At 65.5% G+C, this 22,098-nt stretch carries 15 protein-coding genes; 12 read left to right on the top strand and 3 right to left on the bottom strand.

Features of this window, described 5'->3' with window-relative positions; genetic code table 11:
* Positions 1 to 53: 53 nt before the first annotated feature.
* The gene (locus AC1RQG_RS03580; RefSeq protein ID WP_493129261.1) at positions 54 to 1,427 is read right to left on the bottom strand and encodes an IgA Peptidase M64; all 1,374 of its coding nucleotides are present in this window, start codon (positions 1,425 to 1,427) and stop codon (positions 54 to 56) included.
* A 292-nt stretch (positions 1,428 to 1,719) separates the two neighbouring features.
* On the opposite strand from AC1RQG_RS03580, the gene tssE reads away from it, so the two are divergent.
* The 7 genes from tssE to AC1RQG_RS03545 are packed head-to-tail and all read left to right on the top strand — an operon-like array spanning position 1,720 to position 11,949.
* Positions 1,720 to 2,196 carry a type VI secretion system baseplate subunit TssE gene (gene tssE, locus AC1RQG_RS03575; protein ID WP_493128395.1) on the top strand — a complete coding sequence of 159 codons (477 nt, stop codon included), beginning with the start codon at positions 1,720 to 1,722 and terminating at the stop codon, positions 2,194 to 2,196.
* A 36-nt stretch (positions 2,197 to 2,232) separates the two neighbouring features.
* The gene (gene tssF / locus AC1RQG_RS03570) at positions 2,233 to 4,068 is read left to right on the top strand and encodes a type VI secretion system baseplate subunit TssF (RefSeq protein WP_493128393.1); all 1,836 of its coding nucleotides are present in this window, start codon (positions 2,233 to 2,235) and stop codon (positions 4,066 to 4,068) included.
* A complete protein-coding gene (tssG, locus tag AC1RQG_RS03565) occupies positions 4,032 to 5,102 on the top strand; it encodes a type VI secretion system baseplate subunit TssG (RefSeq protein WP_493128391.1) in 1,071 nt (356 codons plus the stop codon). The genes tssF and tssG overlap by 37 nt, the downstream gene beginning before the upstream one ends.
* A gap of 36 nt (positions 5,103 to 5,138) precedes the next feature.
* A complete protein-coding gene (locus AC1RQG_RS03560) occupies positions 5,139 to 7,925 on the top strand; it encodes a type VI secretion system Vgr family protein (RefSeq protein ID WP_493128389.1) in 2,787 nt (928 codons plus the stop codon).
* Positions 7,926 to 7,940: 15 nt separating this feature from the next.
* A complete protein-coding gene (locus tag AC1RQG_RS03555) occupies positions 7,941 to 10,172 on the top strand; it encodes a T6SS effector phospholipase Tle3 domain-containing protein (RefSeq protein WP_493128387.1) in 2,232 nt (743 codons plus the stop codon).
* Positions 10,169 to 11,650: a virulence factor gene (locus tag AC1RQG_RS03550; protein WP_493128385.1), complete on the top strand. Its 1,482-nt coding sequence runs from the start codon at positions 10,169 to 10,171 to the stop codon at positions 11,648 to 11,650. Before AC1RQG_RS03555 ends, AC1RQG_RS03550 begins: the two co-directional genes overlap by 4 nt.
* A gap of 35 nt (positions 11,651 to 11,685) precedes the next feature.
* Complete coding sequence (locus tag AC1RQG_RS03545; protein WP_493128383.1) at positions 11,686 to 11,949, top strand: PAAR domain-containing protein; 264 nt, start codon at positions 11,686 to 11,688, stop codon at positions 11,947 to 11,949.
* Positions 11,950 to 12,018: 69 nt separating this feature from the next.
* Here AC1RQG_RS03545 and AC1RQG_RS03540 read toward each other — a convergent pair whose 3' ends face one another.
* Positions 12,019 to 13,245, bottom strand: a complete 1,227-nt coding sequence (locus AC1RQG_RS03540; protein ID WP_493128381.1) for a cyanophycinase — start codon at positions 13,243 to 13,245, stop codon at positions 12,019 to 12,021.
* A 303-nt stretch (positions 13,246 to 13,548) separates the two neighbouring features.
* On the opposite strand from AC1RQG_RS03540, the gene argH reads away from it, so the two are divergent.
* The 4 genes from argH to AC1RQG_RS03520 all read left to right on the top strand — a co-directional run bounded on the left by argH (position 13,549) and on the right by AC1RQG_RS03520 (position 18,048).
* Positions 13,549 to 14,946 (top strand): argininosuccinate lyase, encoded by a 1,398-nt coding sequence (argH, locus tag AC1RQG_RS03535; RefSeq protein ID WP_493128379.1) that lies wholly within the window; start codon positions 13,549 to 13,551, stop codon positions 14,944 to 14,946.
* Positions 14,947 to 15,090: 144 nt separating this feature from the next.
* Positions 15,091 to 15,663 carry a TRAP transporter small permease subunit gene (locus AC1RQG_RS03530; protein WP_493129259.1) on the top strand — a complete coding sequence of 191 codons (573 nt, stop codon included), beginning with the start codon at positions 15,091 to 15,093 and terminating at the stop codon, positions 15,661 to 15,663.
* A gap of 34 nt (positions 15,664 to 15,697) precedes the next feature.
* Positions 15,698 to 17,359 carry a TRAP transporter large permease gene (locus AC1RQG_RS03525; RefSeq protein ID WP_493128377.1) on the top strand — a complete coding sequence of 554 codons (1,662 nt, stop codon included), beginning with the start codon at positions 15,698 to 15,700 and terminating at the stop codon, positions 17,357 to 17,359.
* Positions 17,359 to 18,048 carry a DUF6445 family protein gene (locus AC1RQG_RS03520; protein ID WP_493128375.1) on the top strand — a complete coding sequence of 230 codons (690 nt, stop codon included), beginning with the start codon at positions 17,359 to 17,361 and terminating at the stop codon, positions 18,046 to 18,048. The genes AC1RQG_RS03525 and AC1RQG_RS03520 overlap by 1 nt, the downstream gene beginning before the upstream one ends.
* Before the next feature lie 31 nt (positions 18,049 to 18,079).
* Here AC1RQG_RS03520 and AC1RQG_RS03515 read toward each other — a convergent pair whose 3' ends face one another.
* On the bottom strand, positions 18,080 to 18,757 hold the full coding sequence (locus AC1RQG_RS03515) for a hypothetical protein (RefSeq protein WP_493128373.1): 678 nt from the start codon (positions 18,755 to 18,757) through the stop codon (positions 18,080 to 18,082).
* Between the two features lie 730 nt (positions 18,758 to 19,487).
* On the opposite strand from AC1RQG_RS03515, the gene AC1RQG_RS03510 reads away from it, so the two are divergent.
* Positions 19,488 to 22,022 (top strand): M4 family metallopeptidase, encoded by a 2,535-nt coding sequence (locus AC1RQG_RS03510; protein ID WP_493128371.1) that lies wholly within the window; start codon positions 19,488 to 19,490, stop codon positions 22,020 to 22,022.
* The last annotated feature ends 76 nt before the right edge of the window (positions 22,023 to 22,098 follow it).

Genomic DNA, 22,098 nt, shown 5'->3' with positions numbered 1-22,098 from the left:
CTGTGCGTTACTTAACCAAGCTCGACAATTTCCTGACGGCAGCGGCCGGCCCTTCAGCGTGGCGCCGGCCGCGAATACAGGTCGATGATGGTGCTGATCGCGTCCTGGCACACGGTGCAGAACTGGTCGCTGCGGTCGAACATCATGCACTGCAGCTGCGGCCGGAAATAGCCGGTCGCTTCATAGTTGGCGCCTTCGAACGCGCCCACCGCGTGCCGCGCGGGCGCGCGCGAGAACAGCTCCTCCTCGTGTGCCAGCTCGCGCCTGAACAGGGCGCTCATCTCCGACTCGGGCCGTTGCGCCTTGCGCAGCGCCGCGCGCTGCTGCTGGATGTCGCGCGAATAGGCTTCGAATTCCGCCTTCGGCCACGGCGTGGGCAGCGCGGTGCCCGGCGCCACGAACTTCTTCCACTTCACATTGGCCGGATCGCGCAGGGCCGTGGCGTTCGGCTCCCAAGGTTCGACCCGCGCGCCGCCGGGCTGGTACACGGCCGGCGACGTGTAGTACTCGTCGGCCAGCCCGGCGAAGTGGTGGCCGAACTCGTGGATGAACAGGTACTTGGCCCAATCGCTGTTGGCCGCCGCCGTGCTGAACTGGCCGAAGATGCCGCCACCGCCGTAGGTGTCGTTGTTGACCAGGATCTCGATGAATTCGTAGGGCGCGTTCTGCGCCAGTTCGCGCAGGGCGCGGTTGTCGGTGGCCAGCACATAGCGCTCGCTGCCGAAGATGTCGTAGCGCGTGCCCAGGCGCGAGGCGTGGTGCACGCCCGTGGACGGGCGCGAGACGCCCGATTCCGGCGTCGGCGCGGCCAGCGCCCACACGTTGAAATCGCCGGCCCGCTCGCGGAATGGCGACACGGAGAACAACTGGTCGGCCATGCGGCGCGCCGTCGCCTCGAACTTCTTCATTTCGCCGGCCGTGTAGCCGTCGCCGAGGATCAGCAGGTCGACCTTGTCGGGCGACGGGCCGCTCACGCGGATGGGGATAGGACGCAGCGCCGACGGCTCCTGCTTGCGCACCACGTCCGGCGCATCCGGGTCCAGCTCCGTGCTCCAGGCCAGCGTGAAGGCGTTGTTGTCGTCGCGCTTGAGGATGCGCACGGTGACGGGATGTTCAGGCCGGGGGAAGCGCACCGATTCCTCGAAGCCGCGATTGGTCTTCTCCGCTTCGGCCGTCGAGCGCCACTCGTTGAACACGGTGGAAAAGCCGCGCGAGTACAGCAATTTGCCGCTGGCCTTGTCCACCACTTCGACCTTGTTGACGCCGCGGTCCGTGTCGTCCACCGTGCGCGCCATGTTGCCCGGCCACGCCAGCGGTTCGATCACGACGCGTTCGATCGCGTACTGCTCGGCGCTGGCGTTGCCGGTGTGCAGATAGTCGAGGCGCATGGTGGCCGGCGCGGCGGGTTGCGCCGCATGCGCGGGCATCGCCAGCAATAACAGCGCGGCGCAGCTCAATGCCAGCGCGGGGTTCAGCCAGCGCTGGCTGGCGAGGAACGAAGGGAAAGTCACGACATCTCCTTTGAAGTGGCAAATTGCACGGTACGCATCGAAGCCGAGCATTGTAATCTGGAAGCCCGTCATCGCTCCCGCGGAGCGTGGGAAGCGCCGCCGTTGACATTGACCACGATGGATTGTTGCGTCATCGCAGAACATACGCCTGACGTACGTCCAATAATTGCTTGGGCCTCAGACGGCGAAAGCGAAAGGTGGGCAGCGTATGGAGCGGATAAGCACAGGAGAATTCACATCCAGCGTATGGGACAGGCTCACCGCCCCATCTGGCGCTTCCGGCCTGCATGAAGGCGCCGGGCGGTTCTCGGCGGAACAGCTCAAGCGTGCGATCGCACGCGACCTGGAGGCACTGCTCAACACACGCGTCGCCTTTCCAGAAGGCGACTTGGCCGCCCTGCCACTCTGTCAGCGCTCCATTCTCAATTTCGGCCTGACGGACTTCGCCCAACTGTGCCAATCCGACAGCGAGGACAGAAAGGAAATCTGCCTCCGCCTGCGCGACGCCATCGAACGCCATGAACCGCGCCTGGTCAAGGTGCGGGTCACGTTGCGCGCCGAAGCGGGCATGGTGAATCGGCTCAGCTTCGTCATCTCCGCCCAGTTGCGCGCCCTCCCCGCGAACGACAGGGCGCTTTTCGATATGCAGTTGGAGCAGTCCACCCTGCATTACTCGGTCAGCTAGTCATGCCCCACGGCGGCGCCACACACGGGAAGTAAGATGAAAAAGCTCAGAACCTACTACGAACGTGAACTCGGCGCCCAGTTGGGTTTTAATCAGGAATTCGCCGCCAGGTTCCCCGCCCAGGGCAGCCGCCTGGGGATGGTCGACGGCGCCGACGGCGATCCGCACATCGAACGCTTTATCCAGGCCAATGCGCTGTCGAACGCGCGCATCGCCAAACTCATCGATGAAAGCGACAGCAAGCTGACGGAAGCGCTGCTGGGTGTGAATTACCCGCAGTACGTGCGACCGCTGCCCGCCTGCGCCATCGTGTGCGCCGACACGGAAGCCCACGCGGGAACCATGATGGGAGTCACGACCATCGCGGCGGGAGCGACCATGGGCGCCCGCACGCCGGACGGTGATGCGTGCAAATTCCGCACCGTCTTCCCGTTGCAACTGACCCCGCTGCGGCCAGGAAAAGTCGCCTACCACGCCGGCTTTCACCCGCCCGCCTCCGTGCGGCGGCCCGCGACCGCGATCAGTGCACTCAGCATCGAGATCGAGAGCAAGGCGGCGACCATAGGCCTGGACCGCATTGAACTCGACCACTGGCGCCTGTACATCGATGCCGAACCGTCCTTGTGCGCCCTCATCCGCGACGTGCTGTTCATGCACACCGCTTGCGCCTACGTCGAACTGGACGACGAAAACTGGATCGAACTGGAGACGGTGCCGCTCAAGCCGGTCGGTTTCGAACCAGATCAGATGGTGCTGCCGTCCGTCGCGGGCGCGCACCCGGCCTACCAGTTGCTGACCGAGTACTTTGGCTACGGCGAAAAATTCAACTTCTTCGATGTGGATTGGCCCGTGCTCGCACGCCACGTGCGCGCGCCTTGCGGGCGCCTGACCTTGCATCTTGGATTGGCCGGGGTTGCCGCCGACAGCGACATCGCGCGCCGCCTCGCCATGTTGACGAACAAGCATTTCATCCCCGGTTGCACGCCCGCCATTAATCTGTTCAAACGCAACGCATGTCCGATCGAACTCAACCACACAGCCACGGATTACGCGTTGATGCCCGACGCCCATCCCGCCGCCGGCTATGACATCTACAGCGTGGACAAGGTGAGCGCGATCCAGGACGGTCCCAACGGGCAGACGCTGGCCGAATTCAGGCCCTACTACGCGATGCGCCACGGTGAGGGCGATGCCGCGCGGGGCCGCTACTATCTGGTCAGGCGCGACCCGCTCAAGGCGCTGAGCGATCCCGGCCACGACCTGCGCATCGCCCTGGTCGACCTCGATTTGGACCCGCTGGCCACGGACGACGCCTGCGTCTCCATCGAACTGAGCTGCACCAACCGCGATCTGCCGAGCCGGCTGCGCCCCGGCGCCCCCGGCGCCAACCTGTCGCTGGAGGAGGCCCCCGATGATTTCCCCCTGCGCCTGCTGCGCAGACCGGGCAAGCAACACCGCTTCAGTGCCGACGCCCACTGGCGCTTGATCGCCCACCTGTCACTGAACTATTGCTCCCTGGCGCAGGGCGGCCTGAACTACCTCAAGGAAATGCTGACCTTATATGACATCACCCGGTCGCCGGTGGCGCAGCGCCAGATCGCCGGCATCACCGCACTCGACCACCGGCCGGCCCGGGCCTGGCTCCTGGACAGCGAACGCGGCGCCCCGGTCCATGGCGTCGAAGTGCGGATCACGCTCGATGAAGACGCGTTCGCCGGCAGCGGCATGCATTTATTCGTCCAGGTGCTCGATCACTTCTTCGGCTTGTATGTACACCTCAACAGTTTTACGCAACTGACCGTCCTGTCGCACGCCAACGGAAGGGAACTGATACGATGCAAACCACGAAACGGCGCCCTGCAACTGGTGTGATGCGGCGCCTGATCGAGCGCCCGCAGCAGTTCCAGTTCTTCCAGGCTGTGCGTTTGATCGACCTGCTGCTCAAGCAACGCGCGGCAACCCGGCAAGTCACCCTGGAGCAGGTGCTACGCTGCAAGAACAGCGTTTCGCTGCGCTTTCCTCCCAGCCAGATCGAAGCCATGTCGATCGAAGCGCACGGGCCGCTCGACACCGACGTGGCGTTGCGTCAAGCCGTCGCCGACGGGCAGTTGCAACGCGTCGAACTCACCCCCGCCTTCATGGGCCTGCTGGGCGTGAGCGGCGTGCTGCCCTACTGCTACACGGACACCATCGCCGCGCAAGTCCATCTCGACAAGAACGAGAGCGGCCGCGCCTTCCTCGACAGCTTCACCCACCGTTCGCTGACGCTGTTCTATCGCGCCTGGGAAAAATCACACGTGGAATACCGCCGCGACGGCGATGGCAACGATGGTTTGCTGCCACTGCAACTGGCCTTGGCCGGCGCCGGGCCCCGCCTGGGAACGGCCCACCGTCCCCGGCCGCCGGCCAACATCATCCCCGACGAGGTCGTGGCGCACTATGCCGCCCTCCTGCGCCACCGTCCCGTATCGGCGATCGTGATGACGCGGGTGCTGAACGAATACTTTGGCTTGCCGATACGGTTGGAGCAATTTGTGGGCGCGTGGGAAGCACTGCAGCCGGACGAGCAAACCCGCATCGGCGAGTTCAGTCACCAGCTGGGGGTGAACGTCATCCTGGGCGACAGCTACCAGTGTCACGACCTGTGCGTAGGTCTTTGGTTAGGCCCGCTATCGCGCCAGCAATTCAACCAGTTCCTGCCCGACGGCGACGGTGCCCGCGCGCTGCAAGCCATGCTGGCCCTGTTCGCAAGCCCGCCCATCCGCTTTAAGGTGCACCTGGTGCTGCGCGCCGCCGACATTACACCCGCAATACTGAATTCCGACGCCCAGCTAAGCTACGGCACCGTGCTGGGTGGACCGGCGACGACCGACGAGGACGTTTTCCAGTATGACATCCGGTTCTGACACGGCCGGTCAACGCAGGCATACACGAAGGAGAATATGGTGAAAGATGACAACGATGTCGACGGCGCACAAGGCTTGGAAGCCATCCTCACGGCCCGCAACCGCCCCTTGCGCCTGCGGCTCGGCCGCACCAGCGACGGCGCGGACGAACCATTGCTGCCGCAACGGATCGATGGCGTGGAAGCCATCTGCGATGGCATCGAACTGCGCATCTACTGTCTCGCCCTGAGCGCCAGCATCGCACTCAACACCCTGATCGGCCAGCCGGTCGAAGTGCAGATCGTCACCGACCAGGGGGAATTGCGCAGCATCTGCGGCATCGTCACCGAGGCCAGCCAGGGCGAGAGCGACGGCGGCCTGGCCTCGTATCAACTGGTGATGCGCGACGCGCTCGCCGTGCTGGACCTGAGTGTCAACACCAAGGTATTCTTCAACCAGAGCGAACTGGACATCGTGCAAGCCGTGTTGCGCGAAGCGCGCAGCAGCATTCCGGCCCTGGCCGCCACCTTCGAATTCGAACTCGACACGGCCCTCAGCCTGCGCAAGGACCCGGTGCGGCGCCAGATCATCCAATACAACGAAGGCACCGGCGCCTTCCTGCGCCGGCTGCTGAAGCGGCGCGGCATAGGCTGGTTCTTCCGGCCCGGCCGCGCGGGGTCCGGCGGCCAGAGCGCGGACGCCTCGTCCACGCCCGCCCACACCATGGTGTTGTTCCATGACGCCAAACGCCTGAAACAGAGCCCCGCCGGCAGCGTGCGCTTCCACCGCGACAGCGCGACCGAGGAGCGCGACACCATCACCGCCTGGAGCGGCACCCGCGTCCTGCGGCCGGGGCGCGCCGCCCACTTCAGCTGGGACTACTGCAACCCGCGCGGCACCGGCTTCATGAGCGCCAGCGCCGACAGCGGGGCCGACCAGGGCGCCAAGGGCAACAAGTTGGCCGCCGGGCTGGAACGCTATCTGGTCGAGGCGCCGCATGTGCGCGACAACTACGATGATCTGTGCGCGCTGGCGCAACAAAGCATGGCGCGCTCGGACTTCGAGGCCAAATGCTATTACGCCGAAGGCGGCGTGCGGGCCTTCGGCGCCGGCCAGTACTTCAGCCTCGACGGCCATCCAGACCTGGATGGCCGGCCCGAGGAGGAGCGCCAGTTCATCATCCTGTCGCAGCACATCACGGGCCAGAACAACCTGCCCAAAGGCTACGACGAGCGGATCGACCGCCTGTTCGCGCGCAACGGCTGGCAGATCGACAGTCCGCACTCACCCACTTCCGGCGCCGGCTGGTTCGCTTCGGGCGAGCTGCGCTGGCGCACGCGCATCACCTGCGTGCGGCGCGACACCGCGTTCGTGCCGGCCTACGACACCCGCACCGACCTGCCCCACCCGCGGCTGCAGAGCGCGGTCGTCGCCGGTCCGGAAGGCGCGGAAGTCCATTGCGACGCGCAGGGCCGGGTCAAGGTGCGCCTGGGCGGCATGCGCGAGCAGGACGAGGTGAACGGCGTCGGCAATTACGCCTGGGTGCGCGTGGCCAGCAGCTGGGCCGGCACGGCCGCCGGCAGCGGCCAGCACTTCGGCGTGTTGACGCTGCCGCGTCCCGGCACGGAGGTGTTGATCGCGTTCCTGGGCGGCGATCCCGACAAGCCCGTCATCATCGGACAGCTCTACAACAGCGCCGCGCGGCCGCCCCGCCTCGGCGCGGACGACCTGCCGGGCAACAAGTACCTGTCCGGTGTGAAAAGCAAGGAAATCGGCGGCAGCCGCGCCAACCAATTGCGCCTCGACGACACCCCCGGCCAGATCAGCACGCAACTGGCCAGCGACCACGGCCGCAGCGAATTGAACCTGGGCTGGCTCACGGCGCCGCGCGAAAAGGGCGCGGGCAAGGCGCGCGGCGAGGGCGCCGAGTTGACCACCGACGCCCAACTGGCCCTGCGCGCGGGCAAGGGCATGTTGCTGTCGGCCTGGAAGCGGCTCAACGGCGACAGCAAGCAGCTGGAACGATCGGAGTATCTGACGCTGATGCAGGATTGCGTCGACCTGTTCCGCTCGCTCGGACAGTACGCGGCCCAGCACCAGGCACTGCCGGTGGACGAGGGGCCGCAGGGCGAAGCGCAGGCGGCCATCAAACAATGGGAGAACGGCAGCAACACGGCGCCGCAAGGCAGCGACGGCGGCGCCGGCGCGATCGGCGTCACGGCGCCGGACGGCATCAGTTTCGCCACCAACAAGGCCATCGTCAGCTATGCCGCCACCAACATCGACACGGTGGCGCAGCAGCATCTGCAGCTGACCTCGGGCCAGCGCTTCAATGTCAACGCCGGCAAGGGAGTCTCGCTGTTTTCGCAACAAGATGGCATGGCCTTGATCGCCAACTACGGCAAGTTGCTGATGCAGAGCCAGCACGACAGCACGCAAATCGACGCGGCCAAGGACATCAAGATCAGCGCCAGGGGACGGGTGATGATCATGGCCGAGGAGATCGTGTTCATCAATTCGGGCGGGGCCTACCTCAGCCTCAAAGGCGGCACGCCGGAAATCGGCGGGCCGGGGCCGTTGACGGTCAAAACCGGCGGCCACCATTGGAACGGGCCGGCCAGCCAGAGCGCGGAATTGCCGACATTCAGCGATGGCGACTTCAGCCGTGAGCCACATTTGGTGCGCGCCAGCGACGGACAGCCCGTGAAGGACATGGCGCTGCACCTGGTGCGGGACGGCGATGATCCGTTGTCCGGCACCAGCGATGCTACCGGCTCGGCCTGCAAGGTGGACGCCAATCGCATGCAGCAGTTGGGAGCGATCTTCCACAAACCGCGCACCTGATCCGGAGGATGGACGATGAGTAATCCAGAACCAAGCCAGTCCGACGCGGGGGCCGCCCCGGCGGCCCCACTTGATCCGCGCGACGATCCGAACGCTATCATCGTCGGGCAGAAATGGGGGCCCGCGCTGCTCAATGGCGGCAAACTCACGGCGATCATGGGTTTGCCCCTGCCTGGGGTGGTGATCTTCGTTCATGGCGTCAACTCGGACGGCGAGTGGTACAAGGAAGCTGAAAGTGGACTGTGCGCCGGACTCAACGACCGGCTCAAGCGATGCGATGAACACATGGCCTACCCAACGGCCGAAGGAGGACAACTGACGCCGGCCACATATTTGTCCGAGCTGACGCCGGATGGCCATATCAGTCCGAACATGCAGCCGGACACGTTCATGAAGAACGACGACTATTTCACACCTGTCATCCATTTCCGCTGGGGCTACAAGGCCAGCGCTCAGGAATTGCAACAATATGGCGACTCGATCTACCTGAACGAGCAGGATTACTGGGGCGGCGGCCCGTTCGCCAACGGCTGCACTGCACTGCCCGACCTGTGGAGCGAGGGGCTGTCGGACCAACTGTTCCTCTGGTTCCATGTCAATCATTTGAACCCCACCAATGACCGCAACGTCTATTCCTGTCCGCCACGGCCCTACTTCGTGCTGGCCGCATTGCGGCTGGCCAAACTGGTCGCCTCCCTCCGCGCCAAGCAGGCCGACGTGCCCATCACCCTGGTCTGCCACAGCCAGGGCAACATGATCGGTATGGCCGCCGCCTTCCTGGGCGACCGGATGGACCCGGTCACGGACGCGGCCGGGCTCACCGGCCGCTGTGTGGCCGACACCTATGTGCTGTGCAACGCACCCTACAGCCTGGCCAAGGAAAACAGCGCCGAGGACTGGACCGAGAGCCACATGAAGGACAAGCATGGCGGCTACGGCCGCCAGACCGCCAGCGCCCGCATCGGCACGCTGCGCGCATTCTTCGACATCGTCAGGCCGCCAGCCGCGCCGCCGCAGAAGGTCGAGGACATCAACCAGTTCATGGAAAACGAGAACCATCGCTTCGATGCGGCCGAGGACCGCTTGCGGTATGGCTACGGCATCGCCCCCGCCACCGTCGGCCGCGTGACACTCTATTGCAATCCGCATGACGAGGTGATCTCGTCGGCTTCCGTGCAGGGCATAGGCTGGCGCGGTTTGAACCAGGCCGAGATCGACGCCACCGGCGGCGCCACGCTATTCTGCCAGCGCGTGTTCGCGCAAGGATTCATGGTCGGTGAGAAGGGGCGATATCACTACTGGAACAACCACTACCTGCAACCCAGCCCAGGCAGCCAAAAATACTGGAACCCGGCGTCGCTGGAGGCGAAATACTCATTGTTGAAGGGTGTGGATGCGGACCGGGACAACTTCTTCGGACAGGTGATGAGCATTTTCACCGCGCCGTTCGCCATCGTGGCCTTCAGTCTGGCCAAGGTGCGCATCAACGCCTTGCCGGATAACGACTGGGCCATTCCCATCGACGCGCCCCAGTTGCCGAAAGCGTTCCCGCCACAGGCGATGCGCTTTGGCCTGCCGTGCGATAAATTTGATCAGGCTTATGAAGTACCGGGCCAATCGCGCAACCGCCTTCTGGTGCGCACAGCCGACGACTCGTTCGCCGGCGACCGTGACTTGCCGGCGCCGGTGGCCGCTGAAACGGGCGATAAGACCGATGCCGCCAAGGGCACTGAGGAAAGCGAGGCGGCCATGCGCTACGAGGATCACGCCCGTCTGCGTATGCAGGCCAGACGCGAAGGTTTGGTCAAGAAAGGCGGGCAGGTAATCGGCGAGGACAAGCCGGAAGAGGCCAGCGCGGAATACAAGACCTGGCACGACAAGAAGATCAAGACCTATCTGGCCGACAACCTCGACACCCACGCCACCGACCATTCGACGATTCTGACCAATCCCATGCACGCGCAGCAGGCGCTGGCTTATGACGTGGCCGTGGGACTGTGCCATATCCGCGACGAGCATTTGCATAAGCTGAGAATAGCAGCGGATTGGCGACTTCTAGACGGTTTGGCCGACGATGACCCGAACAGTGCATTTCTTGAATACTTCAAGTACGGTTACGTGGAAAGCGTTTCAGCCTACGAGTGGGTACGCAAGCCCGGTAGCGAGGGAACCATGCCAGACAAGATCATTGACCAGCGCGAGCATCCTGCCCCGCGCGCACAAGCACACCCTGGAGGCCATCCATGAGCCCCCTGATCTCAACCCGTCCACGACGGTTCGCCTGGACGATCCTAGCCTTTATCCTTGCCTTCGGCGCCATGTTCCTGCTCACATGGTTTGCCACCGCCGACGCACCACGCCAACTCACTGAGGAAGAAGTCATGAAACGATTCTTGATCATGCCCGCACTCGCCGCTTTCTCCACCCTAGCTTTGCTCACTTCCTGCGTAGGCGGGCCCGGCGCGACTGTCAAGGACACTCACGCTGCGGCACAAGTAATCGCCGAACCCGCCCCCCCCTTCATGGCTCAGGTTGTCGGATTGCAATGGCTCAACCCCCTGCATCGGAAGGACTACCCGACCGAATGGGAATTGCTGTGGACACTAGGGTTGGCGCAGCCCAACAAGAATGACGACATGGTTAGAACCGAGCCACAAAAATTTTCCACATTACAAACCGTCGGTTCCATCGCGGTCGGAAATGACGGCGAGGAGACTTTCAAGGGCTATCATCACAAATATGTTGACAAACTTACGGTGTTATTTCATGACATCTATTTCTCCAGCTCCAGTTACTTCTACAACGCCCACTCACTTGAGGATAAATCGACCTGGCGTGAGCTTGCCGGCATTCATGTCGAATATGCGCTGCCGGAGGGGCGACTCGACCCAGTTGAAGCGGCACAGTTCACACGAGACAACATCATCGCCTGTTTCAATATCGGAAATATCCACGCGCCAACCACTTGGTCCCGCAACACCCCACCTGACGTGCACGTGACCATGGGCGGCCCGAACGCCGGCTTCACTTCGCTCTCGGCAGCGCTGCGCTACCTGCAAGCGCATCCGAACGAAACCGTGTGGGCCATGAATTGGGATGCCCCCAGCCGCCCCAAGGATAAGCAGATCAACGAAAACATGGTGCTGCTGGTGCTGGCCGGCCCCAACTACAAGACCGAGCGCGACGCGCTGGCCTGGATCGGTTATCCGGTCACCCACGCCGCCACCGAGTTCGAGGTACAAAAGGGCATGCCGCCGCGTCCAGTCCAGGCACTGCAAGCCGCGCTGAACACGGCAACAGCAAACGCAGGCAAGCAAACCCTGGACATCGGCTACGTGATCCACGACGCCGGTCTCGACACTCCCGAGTCGCAGCAACGGCTGCGCAATCTGGCGCACGCGCTCACGCTCGACGCGCCGGAATTCGACGTGACGAAACATGCCTTCAACACTCCCGCCCTGCTGGGCGAGATGGGTGCAGGCACGGCGCTCACCAACGTCGCGCTGGCCATCGGCTACGCCAACCACCTGGGGAAAAACGTGCTGGTGGCGGGCACCACCGACCCCGATCACCCCACCGCCGTGCTGGTGACGCCGCCGGCCACCGTGCGCCCGATCGAGCCGGACAAGCCTTGGTACCGCGCGCGCGGCGGCAACCACGCCTACCTGATGTGGTGGGGCATCCGCCACGACGAGACCTCGCGCATGCAAGGCTACTCCGATTGAACGCTTGACCACGACCTGACCTGAAAGGAAAGAACATGCGCGGCGTAATACGATTGAACGACCCGACCAGCCATGGCGGGAAGGTGATGACGGCGGCGTCCGCCAGCATCGTGATGAACGTGGCCGTCGCCCGCAAGGGTGACATGTGCACCTGTCCTATTCCAGGCCATGGCATGTGTACGATCACGGAGGGCAATCCCGATGTCCTGATCGATGGCGTTCCCGTCGCGTTCCAGGGTCATAAAACCAGTTGCGGGGCGACGCTGATCTCCACGGTTTCCGATAGCGGCTGCGGCTAGGCGTCTCGGCCTCGCGAACGGGGGACGACTTGGCGGCGCGCTACACCGCCAAGCTTCGGCTCAACACCATTACTTGTACTGGTACAGCGGCAGCTGCAAATGAATCGGCCGGATGTCGAGCCGCAGGTTGTAGATCGAATACGCCTCGGCCATCGGCGACTGGTAGCCGACGCTGTCGGCGGTCTTGGTGAACTTGAACTCGAAGCCCAGGTCCGGCGACGCTTCGCCCGGTGGCGACAGGGCCAGCCCCAGCGCCTCCTCCTGGCTGTTGTCGATCAGCTTTTCCATCAGCTGGACGACGGCGTTGCTGCCCAGGATGTCGCCGCTGAACACGGGCATCTTGGAGAACGGCCGGGACGGATCGAGCTTGCCGGCCGCCTTGTCGGGCGCCGGCGTGTAGCGGCGCGTGGCCAGGTTGTACTTGTCGCCGTGGTCCAGGTAGCTGATCACGACGTTCTTGACGTTGAATTCGGCCGCCGCCTCGTCCGTCGTGGCGCGCGACAGGTCGATCAGCAGCGCGCCCGTGTAGCCGACGATCTCCACCTCGCGCCGGCTGTCGATCACCATGGCCGTGTTCTCGTCCACCCCCAGCCCGATCTGGTAGCCCTTCTTGAGCATGGCGGGGATCATGCGCGCGAAGCGGCCCCGCACCAGCAGGTGCTGATCGACGAACACGTCGTCGCCGATGAAGCCGAGGCCGGGCGCGATCTCGCGCCCCTCCGTCACGCCCTGCTTGAGCGTGGCCAGCACGGTCTTCGGTTCGTAGAACATGGTGCTGCTCATGATGGCGGCGCCGGCGCTGGTGCCGGCGATCACGCCGCCGCGCCGGTACACTTCCCACACGGCGTCCAGGATGGCGCTGCGCTGGCCGTCCTCGCGCAGCAGGGCGCGCGTGATGCGGGCCTGGTCGCCACCGGCGAAGAACACGCCGCCGGCCTGGCGCACGGCGTCGGCCAGGCGGACGTCGTCGGCGGCCTTGCGGAAGTCGCTGTCAGCCAGCTTGACGGCCACCGGCACCAGGAAGGCGTTGGCGCCATACTGGTCGAGGCGATTGATGATGGACAGGCCGGCCTGTTCGGGATAGGCCGAGGCGGACGGGAACACGGCGATGCGGGCGCCCTGGCCGCCGGCCAGCTGCACGATGCGTTGCCACACTTCGGCGTTGTCGCCGCGCAGGCCGCCGCCGATGATCACGAGCGAACCCTTGGGCGCGGCCGGCTCGTCCGCGTACAGGTTGCCCGCAGCGCAGCAGAACAGCACCACGCTCCCCAGATAAGCCAGCAAAGTCTTGAGCACTCGCATATCTTGTCCGATCCAGGAAAACAGGCCGGGCCAGAATGCGCCCGCCTCAGGAGACAATATACCTGATTTGACGGCTGGGTTTATGAGCGCGCAAATATATGGTCGTTTTCGCTCATGCCTGATGGCGCAGGTCGGCGCGGGGCACGGGCCGGCCCCCCCGGTCCAGGACGAATTGTCGCCATTTGCCCCCGCCACGCCCCCCAAACGCGCACTATCGGGTCCTATTTATCCTGTGCCGGGCCATCCTTGTTTATAATCAATCAAATCTTCCGGTCCACCTAGCCTCTTCTTATCACCATGACAGCACAACTCTCCAAAAAAGCCGAAGCCTGGTCGGCGCGCTTCTCCGAACCCGTCTCCGACCTGGTCAAGCGCTACACGGCCTCCGTGTTCTTCGACAACCGCCTGGCCAAGGCCGACATCCAGGGCTCGCTGGCCCACGCCGAAATGCTGGCCGCCCAGGGCATCATCAGCGCCGCCGACCGCGCCGAGATCGAGCGCGGCATGGCGCAGATCGCCCAGGAAATCGAGGCCGGCCAGTTCGAATGGCTGCTGGACCTGGAGGATGTGCACCTGAACATCGAGAAGCGCCTGACCGAACTGGTGGGCGACGCCGGCAAGCGCCTGCACACGGGCCGCTCGCGCAACGACCAGGTGGCCACCGACATCCGCCTGTACGTGCGTTCGGCCATCGACGACATCCTGGCCCTGCTGGCCGCCCTGCGCGGCGCCCTGACCGACCTGGCCGAGGACAACGCCGACACCATCCTGCCCGGCTTCACCCACATGCAGGTGGCCCAGCCCATCACCTTCGGCCACCACATGCTGGCCTACGTCGAGATGTTCGGCCGCGACGCCGAGCGCATGGCCGACTGCCGCAAGCGCGTCAACCGCCTGCCGCTGGGCGCGGCCGCGCTGGCCGGCACCACCTTCCCGATCGACCGCGTGCGCGTGGCCAGGACGCTGGGCTTCGACGACGTCTGCCACAACTCGCTGGACGCCGTCTCGGACCGCGACTTCGCCATCGAGTTCACGGCCGCCGCCTCGCTGATCATGACCCACGTGTCGCGCATGTCGGAGGAACTGGTGATCTGGATGAGCCCACGGGTGGGCTTCATCGACATCGCCGACCGCTTCTGCACCGGCTCGTCCATCATGCCGCAGAAGAAGAACCCGGACGTGCCGGAACTGGCGCGCGGCAAGACCGGCCGCGTCTACGGCCACCTGATGGGCCTGCTCACGCTGATGAAGGGCCAGCCGCTGGCCTACAACAAGGACAACCAGGAAGACAAGGAACCGCTGTTCGACACGGTCGACACCGTGGTCGACACGCTGCGCATCTTCGCCGACATGGCCGGCGGCATCAGCGTCAAGCCCGATGCCATGCGCGGCGCCGCCCTGCAGGGCTACGCCACCGCCACCGACCTGGCCGACTACCTGGTCAAGAAGGGCCTGCCGTTCCGCGACGCCCACGAAGCCGTGGCGCGCGCCGTGCGCGCCTGCGTGGACCAGGGCTGCGACCTGGCCGACCTGTCGCTCGAGCAGCTGCGCGCCTTCTCCGATCTGATCACCGACGACGTGTTCGCCGTGCTGACGCTGGAAGGCTCGGTGGCCGCGCGCGACCACGTGGGCGGCACCGCGCCCAACCAGGTGCGCGCCGCCATCGCGCGCGTGCGCGCCCAGCTGGCCGGCTGACCGCGACGCGCGCCCAACGCGCGCGCCGGCCGCAGGCTGTCCATGCCGTCTCCACCCGGGGCGGCATGCAAGACATAACACGGGGCGCCCACGCAGCGCCCCGATCGCAACGCCCAAAACGAGAACGAGGAGACCGGAATGTTTATGTCGATATCGCGGGCCATCGACCTGCTCAACGAAAAAGTGGCGAACGCCGTGGCCTATGCGCTGCTGGCGGCCGTCGCCATCTGCACCGTCAACGCCCTGGTGCGCTACATCTTCAACACCAGCTCCAACGCCTGGCTGGAGATCCAGTGGTACCTGTTCGCGGCCATGTTCATGCTGGCCTCCAGCCACACCCTCAAGCGCGACGAGCATGTGCGCATCGACGTCATCGCCGGCCGCTTCTCCAAACGCACCCAGGTCTGGATAGACCTGTTCGGCTTCCTGTTCTTCCTGATGCCCATCTCGCTGGTGATCCTGTACTTCGGCGTGCCGTTCGCGCTCGGCTCGATCCAGAGCGGCGAGATGTCGAGCAACGCGGGCGGCCTGATCGTGTGGCCGGCCAAGCTGCTGGTGCCGGTCGGCTTCGTGCTGATGGTGCTGCAGGGCGTGTCCGAGATCATCAAGCGCATCGCCTTCCTGGCCGGGAAGATCGACGGCCATGAATTCGCCAAGCACGTGGCCACGCCGGAAGAAGAAATCGCGGCCATCAAGGCCGCCAACAAGCTGCAGTAATCCCCCACACTAAAACAAGAGCGGAACGCGAGACATGGAACTATTCTTGACTGCGAACCTGGCGCCCATCATGTTCGGCGCGCTGGTGATCTTCCTGCTATCGGGCTTCCCGGTGGCGTTTTCCCTGGCCGCCAACGGCCTGTTCTTCGGCCTGGTGGGCATCAAACTGGGCCTGCTGAACATCGAACTGCTGCAGGCGCTGCCCAACCGCATCTTCGGCATCATGGCCAACGACACGCTGCTGGCCATCCCCTTCTTCACCTTCATGGGCCTGGTGCTGGAACGCTCCGGCATGGCCGAGGACCTGCTCGACACGATAGGCCAGCTGTTCGGCCCCATCCGCGGCGGCGTGGCCTACGCCGTGATCTTCGTGGGCGCCCTGCTGGCCGCCACCACCGGCGTGGTGGCCGCCTCCGTGATCTCGATGGGCCTGATCTCGCTGCCCGTGATGCTGCGCTACGGCTACGACAAGCGCCTGGCCTCGGGCGTGATCGCCGCCTCCGGCACGCTGGCCCAGATCATCCCGCCGTCGCTGGTGCTGATCGTGATGGCCGACCAGCTGGGCCGCTCCGTGGGCGACATGTACAAGGCCGCCTTCGTGCCCGGCCTGCTGCTGACGGTGATGTACGCCGGCGTGGTGCTGCTGATCTCGATCTTCGCGCCCAAGATGGTGCCGGCCCTGCCGCTGGAGGCGCGCAACCTGCGCGAACCGAACGGCGACAGCGGCGTGCGTTCGCTGCTGGCCCTGGTGGCGGGCGCCGTCGCCGCCTCCTACGCGTTCGCGCGCTACTTCGGCGCCGCCCACCCGGCGCTGGCGGCCGATGAACTGGGCATCTTCTCGGCCGGCGTCGGCATCGGGGGCGCCTTCCTGTTCGCCCTGCTCAACCGCCAGCTGAAACTGGGCCTGCTGTCGCGCATGGCCGAGCGCGTGGTGTTCGTCATGATCCCGCCGCTGGCCCTGATCTTCCTGGTGCTGGGCACCATCTTCGTCGGCCTGGCCACGCCCACCGAGGGCGGCGGCATGGGCGCCATGGGCGCCATCATCCTGGCCATGCTCAACGGCCGCCTGTCGTGGAGCCTGACGCGCCAGGCCATGCATTCGACCACGCGCCTGGCCTGCTTCGTGATCTTCATCCTGATCGGCTCGACCGTGTTCTCGCTGGTGTTCCGCGGCGTGAACGGCGACCTGTGGGTCGAGCACCTGCTGTCGTCCCTGCCCGGCGGCAGCACCGGCTTCCTGATCGTGGTCAACCTGATGTTCTTCCTGCTGGCCTTCTTCCTCGACTTCTTCGAGCTGGCCTTCATCCTGGTGCCGCTGGTGGGTCCGGTGGCCGACAAGCTCGGCATCGACCTGATCTGGTTCGGCGTGCTGCTGGGCGTGAACATGCAGACCTCGTTCATGCACCCGCCGTTCGGCTTCGCCCTGTTCTACCTGCGCTCGGTGGCCCCCAAGGAAGTCAAGACCTCCGACATCTACTGGGGCGCCATCCCGTTCGTGCTGATCCAGGTCATCATGGTGGGCCTGATCATCGGCTTCCCGCACCTGGTGTCGGTGGAGAAGAAGGTCGACATGCACGAGCAGCTGGAACTGAAGATCGACACCCCGTCCAGCGACGAGAGCGCGCCGCCGCCCGAACCGACACAGGACGACGAGGCGCCGCAGCTGAACTTCTCGACCGACACGGACAAGAAGTGATGCGCGACCTGCGCCCCGCCGCGCCGGCGCCGGCCCGCCGGCCCACCCTGACCTACCGCAAGCCGCAGCTGGGCCGCGACTACTGGGTGGCCGACGGCATCCTGCCCAACGCCGACGACGTGTCGCGGCGCTGCTTCGGCAAGGCGGAATGGGAGCTGGGCGCGCCGCACCGGGCCGAGCCCTGGCCCGGCATGCGCGCCGCCGGCGCGCTGCTGCCCGGGGAACTGGCGCGGGTCGAGGCGTGGGTGAGGAAGGTGACGGGGGCCAGGCGGCTGTGGCAGGAGGCCACGCCGCAGGGCAGCACGCTCAATCACAACTACGTGCAGCTGGTGGGCGGCATCGAATCGGGCGCGCGCCCGCACACGGATTCGACCAAGCTATGCCGCTACGCGGCCGTGATCTACCTGTCGCCCGATCCGCTGCCGACGGCCGGCACCTCGTTCTACCGGCTGCGCTACCCGGACGGCACGCTGGGCGGCAATGTCTGCAGCCCGCCGCACGCCAACCTGCGCGAGGCGCTGGGCGTGACCGGCCTGCCGCCGCAGGCGTGGCACGAGGAACTGCGGGTCGACAACGTCTACAACCGCATCCTGCTGTACAAGGCCAACCTGGTGCACTCGGCCAGCGGCTACTTCGGCTGCGACCATGCCGACAAGCGCATGACGGCCGTGTTCTTCTGGATGGCCTGAAAGATCAACGAGGGCGACGCGCGCTGAGGCGTCAGCGCCCCAGCCCCGGCCGGGGCGGCGCCACGATCTTGGCCAGCACCGAGAACGCGGCGCCGGTCTGGTTCTGCTCCAGCAGCAAGGTCAGCTCGGTGTAGGTGCAGATCATGTTGACCAGGCTGATCTTGTCCCACGCCAGCTGCTTGAGCACGGCGTGGTAGATGCCCGGCGTGCGGCAGGTCTCCGGATTCAGGTGCAGCGTCACCGCGTTCAGCTGTTCCAGCCGCGCCAGCAGGCGCTCGCCGGCGAACACCTGCTCCACCACGCCGATCAACGGCCGGCTGCAGATCACCATCACCTCGTTCACGCCGCGCGTGACGGTCACGAAGGCGCCGCGCACCGGCTCCGTGCGCGCCAGCAACTGGCGGTGGCATTCGTGCGTGTGCTCGGAATAGCGGAACGTGAATTCCGTCAGCTCGGTGCGGGTGGTCAGCTCGCCCGTCTTCTGGGCCAGCACGATCTGGCTCTCGCGCACCGGCGGCAGGCGCTCGGACACGCGCCGCAGCGCCATCACCACGGCCGCCTGGCCGACCGGCTTCCACAAATCGCTCTCCAGCTGCGGCTGCAGCTGGCGCGCCAGTTCCGATAAATTGATCAGGCCACGGCCCAGCCCTTCGGTCAGAAACGCCGATTCCATGACGATCCGCTCTACTTTGGTAGCTATCGACAGCATAGTGAACTCCCGCTTGCGTCGCCGCCCCTGCGCGGCCGGCATCCGGTCCCGCGCGACGGCGAACTATCCACCCAATGACAAGGGCGCCATGCGCCCGGGCCGGGCGGGCATGGCGCCGGGACCGCGCGCTGCGCGGACCTGCGCGGTTTATGTGGGAGGGGGCAGCGCGGCGCTGATCACGTTGCGGGATAAGCGATAGTGTCTGGACCGACGTGGGTGAGCAGTCATGGTTTTCTTCCTGTGGTTCCCGATAGGCGCGATGTGCCGAGGGTGTGCCCCGCGCTTTTTATAAGCCGGCCGGAATGGTATTGCGGCCGTGTTGCGACCTAGTGTAAATCGCAATATTAAAAATTCGCAACCTTTACCTGCCGTTAAGCCGCGCAGAGTGTTGCGTTCGGCGCGAATTTAGAGTGTTACACCTATTCCGTGGCGGAATTCACACGAAACCGGGCTATCGTGCGCGATTCCCACGCCAAGTTGCGGTAAAAGCGGCCGCCGTAATGCTTTTGAGAATGTCCCATTCTTAACATTTTTGCGCGCCGCGACCAATTTCCCAAGTTTTTTGACTTGGCCCCGGCCGACAGCATAGTGTGCCCCTGCCCGCTGTTTTCGCCCCATCCAGCGCGCGCCCGGCCACCCCGCCTGGCGCACGCGGGAAACACCGGGCTGGCCACCGTTACCCCCGGCCAGGCAGCCCTTCAATCGAACGAACATACCCCATGGAGAAGAGATGAATTTACGTAAGACCCTACTTGCCGCATCCATCGCCGCCCTGCCGGTGGTGGCGTCCACCGCCGCCCACGCGGCCGGCCCCCTGATGGCGGCGCCCGTCGCCCTGGCTTCTCCACAAGAGAGCGCCAGCCTGGTGGCCAAGCTGACCGCCAAGGACAGCGCGCTGGGCCTGGGTGCGCAGCACAGCTTCCAGATCGCCAGCCAGCATCCGGGCGTGGCCGGCACCAAGATCGTGCGCCTGAACCACACCTTCAACGGCCTGCGCGTGTTCGGTTCGGAAGCCGTGGTCGTCACCAACGCGGCCGGCGACATCGTCAGCCAGTCGGTGTCGGAGCGCCGTCCCGGCGTGCGCGTCGCCGACGCGCGCGGGCGCGTGGCCATGGCCACCCCGGCCGCGCCCGACCTGACCCCGGTCCTGAGCGGCGCCGACGCCATCGCGCTGGTGGTCAAGCAGGTGGCGCCGCGCGGCGTGCACCGCTGGATGCCGACCTCGGAACTGCTGGTCTACCCCGTGATGAAGTCGGTGCGCGTCGCGTCGGCCCTGAACAAGGCGGAATCGGATCTGAACGCGCTCGACCTGGAACAGGTGGTCGACCACTACGAGCTGGCCTACATGGTCCACACCCGCATGGCCGACGGCAACCGCCTCGTCTATCACGACACCGTCGTCAACGCCAAGACCGGCGCCGTGATCGCCCAGTGGAAGGCGCTGCAGACCGTGGTCGGCACCGGCAACAGCCAGTACAGCGGCTCGGTGCCCATCAACACCACCCTGAGCGGCAGCACCTATTCGATGAAGGACGCCACGCGCGGCGTGGGCGGCACCTACGGCGGCATGGCCATCACCAACGCCAACCACAGCTCGGCCAACAGCCCCAGCGCCGGCAGCATCTACACCAACACCAGCAACTCCTGGGGCGACGGCCAGAACTACAGTGGCGGCAGCACCACCAGCGCCAACGGCCAGACGGCCGCCGTCGATTCGCTGTGGGGCCTGATGAACACCTACGACGGCATGAAGAACGTGCTGGGCTGGTCCAGCCTGGACGGCAACAACACGGCCACCTACATCGCCGTCCACGTCGACAACTCGTACGACAACGCGTTCTACGACTCGGGCTGCAAGTGCATGTACATCGGCGACGGCAGCAGCTTCAAGAGCCTCGACTCGATCGACGTGATCGGCCACGAGATGTCGCACGGCGTGACCGACTCGAGCTCCAACCTCAACTACTCGGGCGAATCGGGCGGCCTGAACGAGTCGAACTCCGACATCGGCGGCGAGATGATCGAGGCCTACGCCCACGGCGGCGGCACCGGCAGCGTGGTGCCGGCCACCGGCAACGACTGGATGATGGGCAAGGACATCGCCAAGGACGGCCAGCCGCTGCGCTGGATGTACAAGCCGAGCAAGGACGGCAGCAGCCCGGACGCGTGGAGCAGCACCATCAAGAACCTGGACGTGCACTACAGCTCGGGCCCGAACAACCGCATGTTCTACTTCCTGTCGCAGGGTTCCAACGCCAGCTCGACCAGCGACTACTACAGCCGCTACCTGGTCAAGAGCCCGCTGGCCATGACCGGCATCGGCAACGACAAGGCGTGGCGCATCTGGTTCAAGGCCAACACCACCAAGTTCACCTCCACCACCAACTACGCCGATGCGCGCTCGAAGGTGCTCGCTTCGGCCGAGGAACTGTATGGCGTGGGCAGCAAGGAGGCGATCGCCGTGCAGCGCGCCTACGCGGCCATCAACGTGGGCAGCGACGTCGACGAGGTGGCCGGCGGCGGCGGCGTGAGCATCAGCACCCAGCCGGCCAGCATCACCGTGGCGGCCGGCTCCACCGCCTCGTTCGCCGTCGGCGCCACGGGCGGCACCGCGCCCTACACCTACAAGTGGTACCGCAACGGCGCCCTGATCAGCGGCGCCGGCGCGGCCACCTACAGCTTCACGGCCCAGAGCACCGACAACGGCGCCGTGTTCAACGCCACCGTGACCGATTCCTCGGCCACGCCGGTGACGGCCACCTCGGGCAACGCCACGCTGACCGTCAGCAGCACCGGCGGCACCACCGAGCGCGTCACCAACGGCGGCTTCGAGTCCGGCACCACGGGCTGGAGCGGCAACACGGGCGACATCGGCTCCTACAGCGGCGAGACGGCCTACGAGGGCAGCAAGTTCGCCTGGATGGGCGGCAACGGCAGCGCCGTCACCGAGAAGCTGACCCAGGCCGTGGTGATCCCGTCGACCGCCACCAGCGCCACGCTGAGCTTCGCGCTGCACATCGACACGGCCGAAAGCGGCAGCACCGCCTACGACAAGCTGACGGTGAGCGTGAAGAACAGCGCCGGCACCACGCTGGGCACGCTGGCCACCTACAGCAACGTGAACGCGGCCTCGGGCTACCAGATCCGCAGCTTCAACCTGTTGCCGTACAAGGGCCAGACCGTGACGCTGTCGTTCTCGGAGACGGAGGATTCGTCGCTGCAGACCTCGTTCGTGATCGACAAGGTCAGCGTGCTGACCCAGTAATCGACTGAAGCGGTAACGCAATAGGACCGGCGGCGCTGTTGTATCGGCGTCGCCGGTTGCAGAGCAACATTGCCTT

The sequence above is a fragment of the Rugamonas sp. GW822-FHT03B10 genome (assembly GCF_058801745.1).
This window is presented reverse-complemented; position numbering and strand designations above follow the sequence as displayed.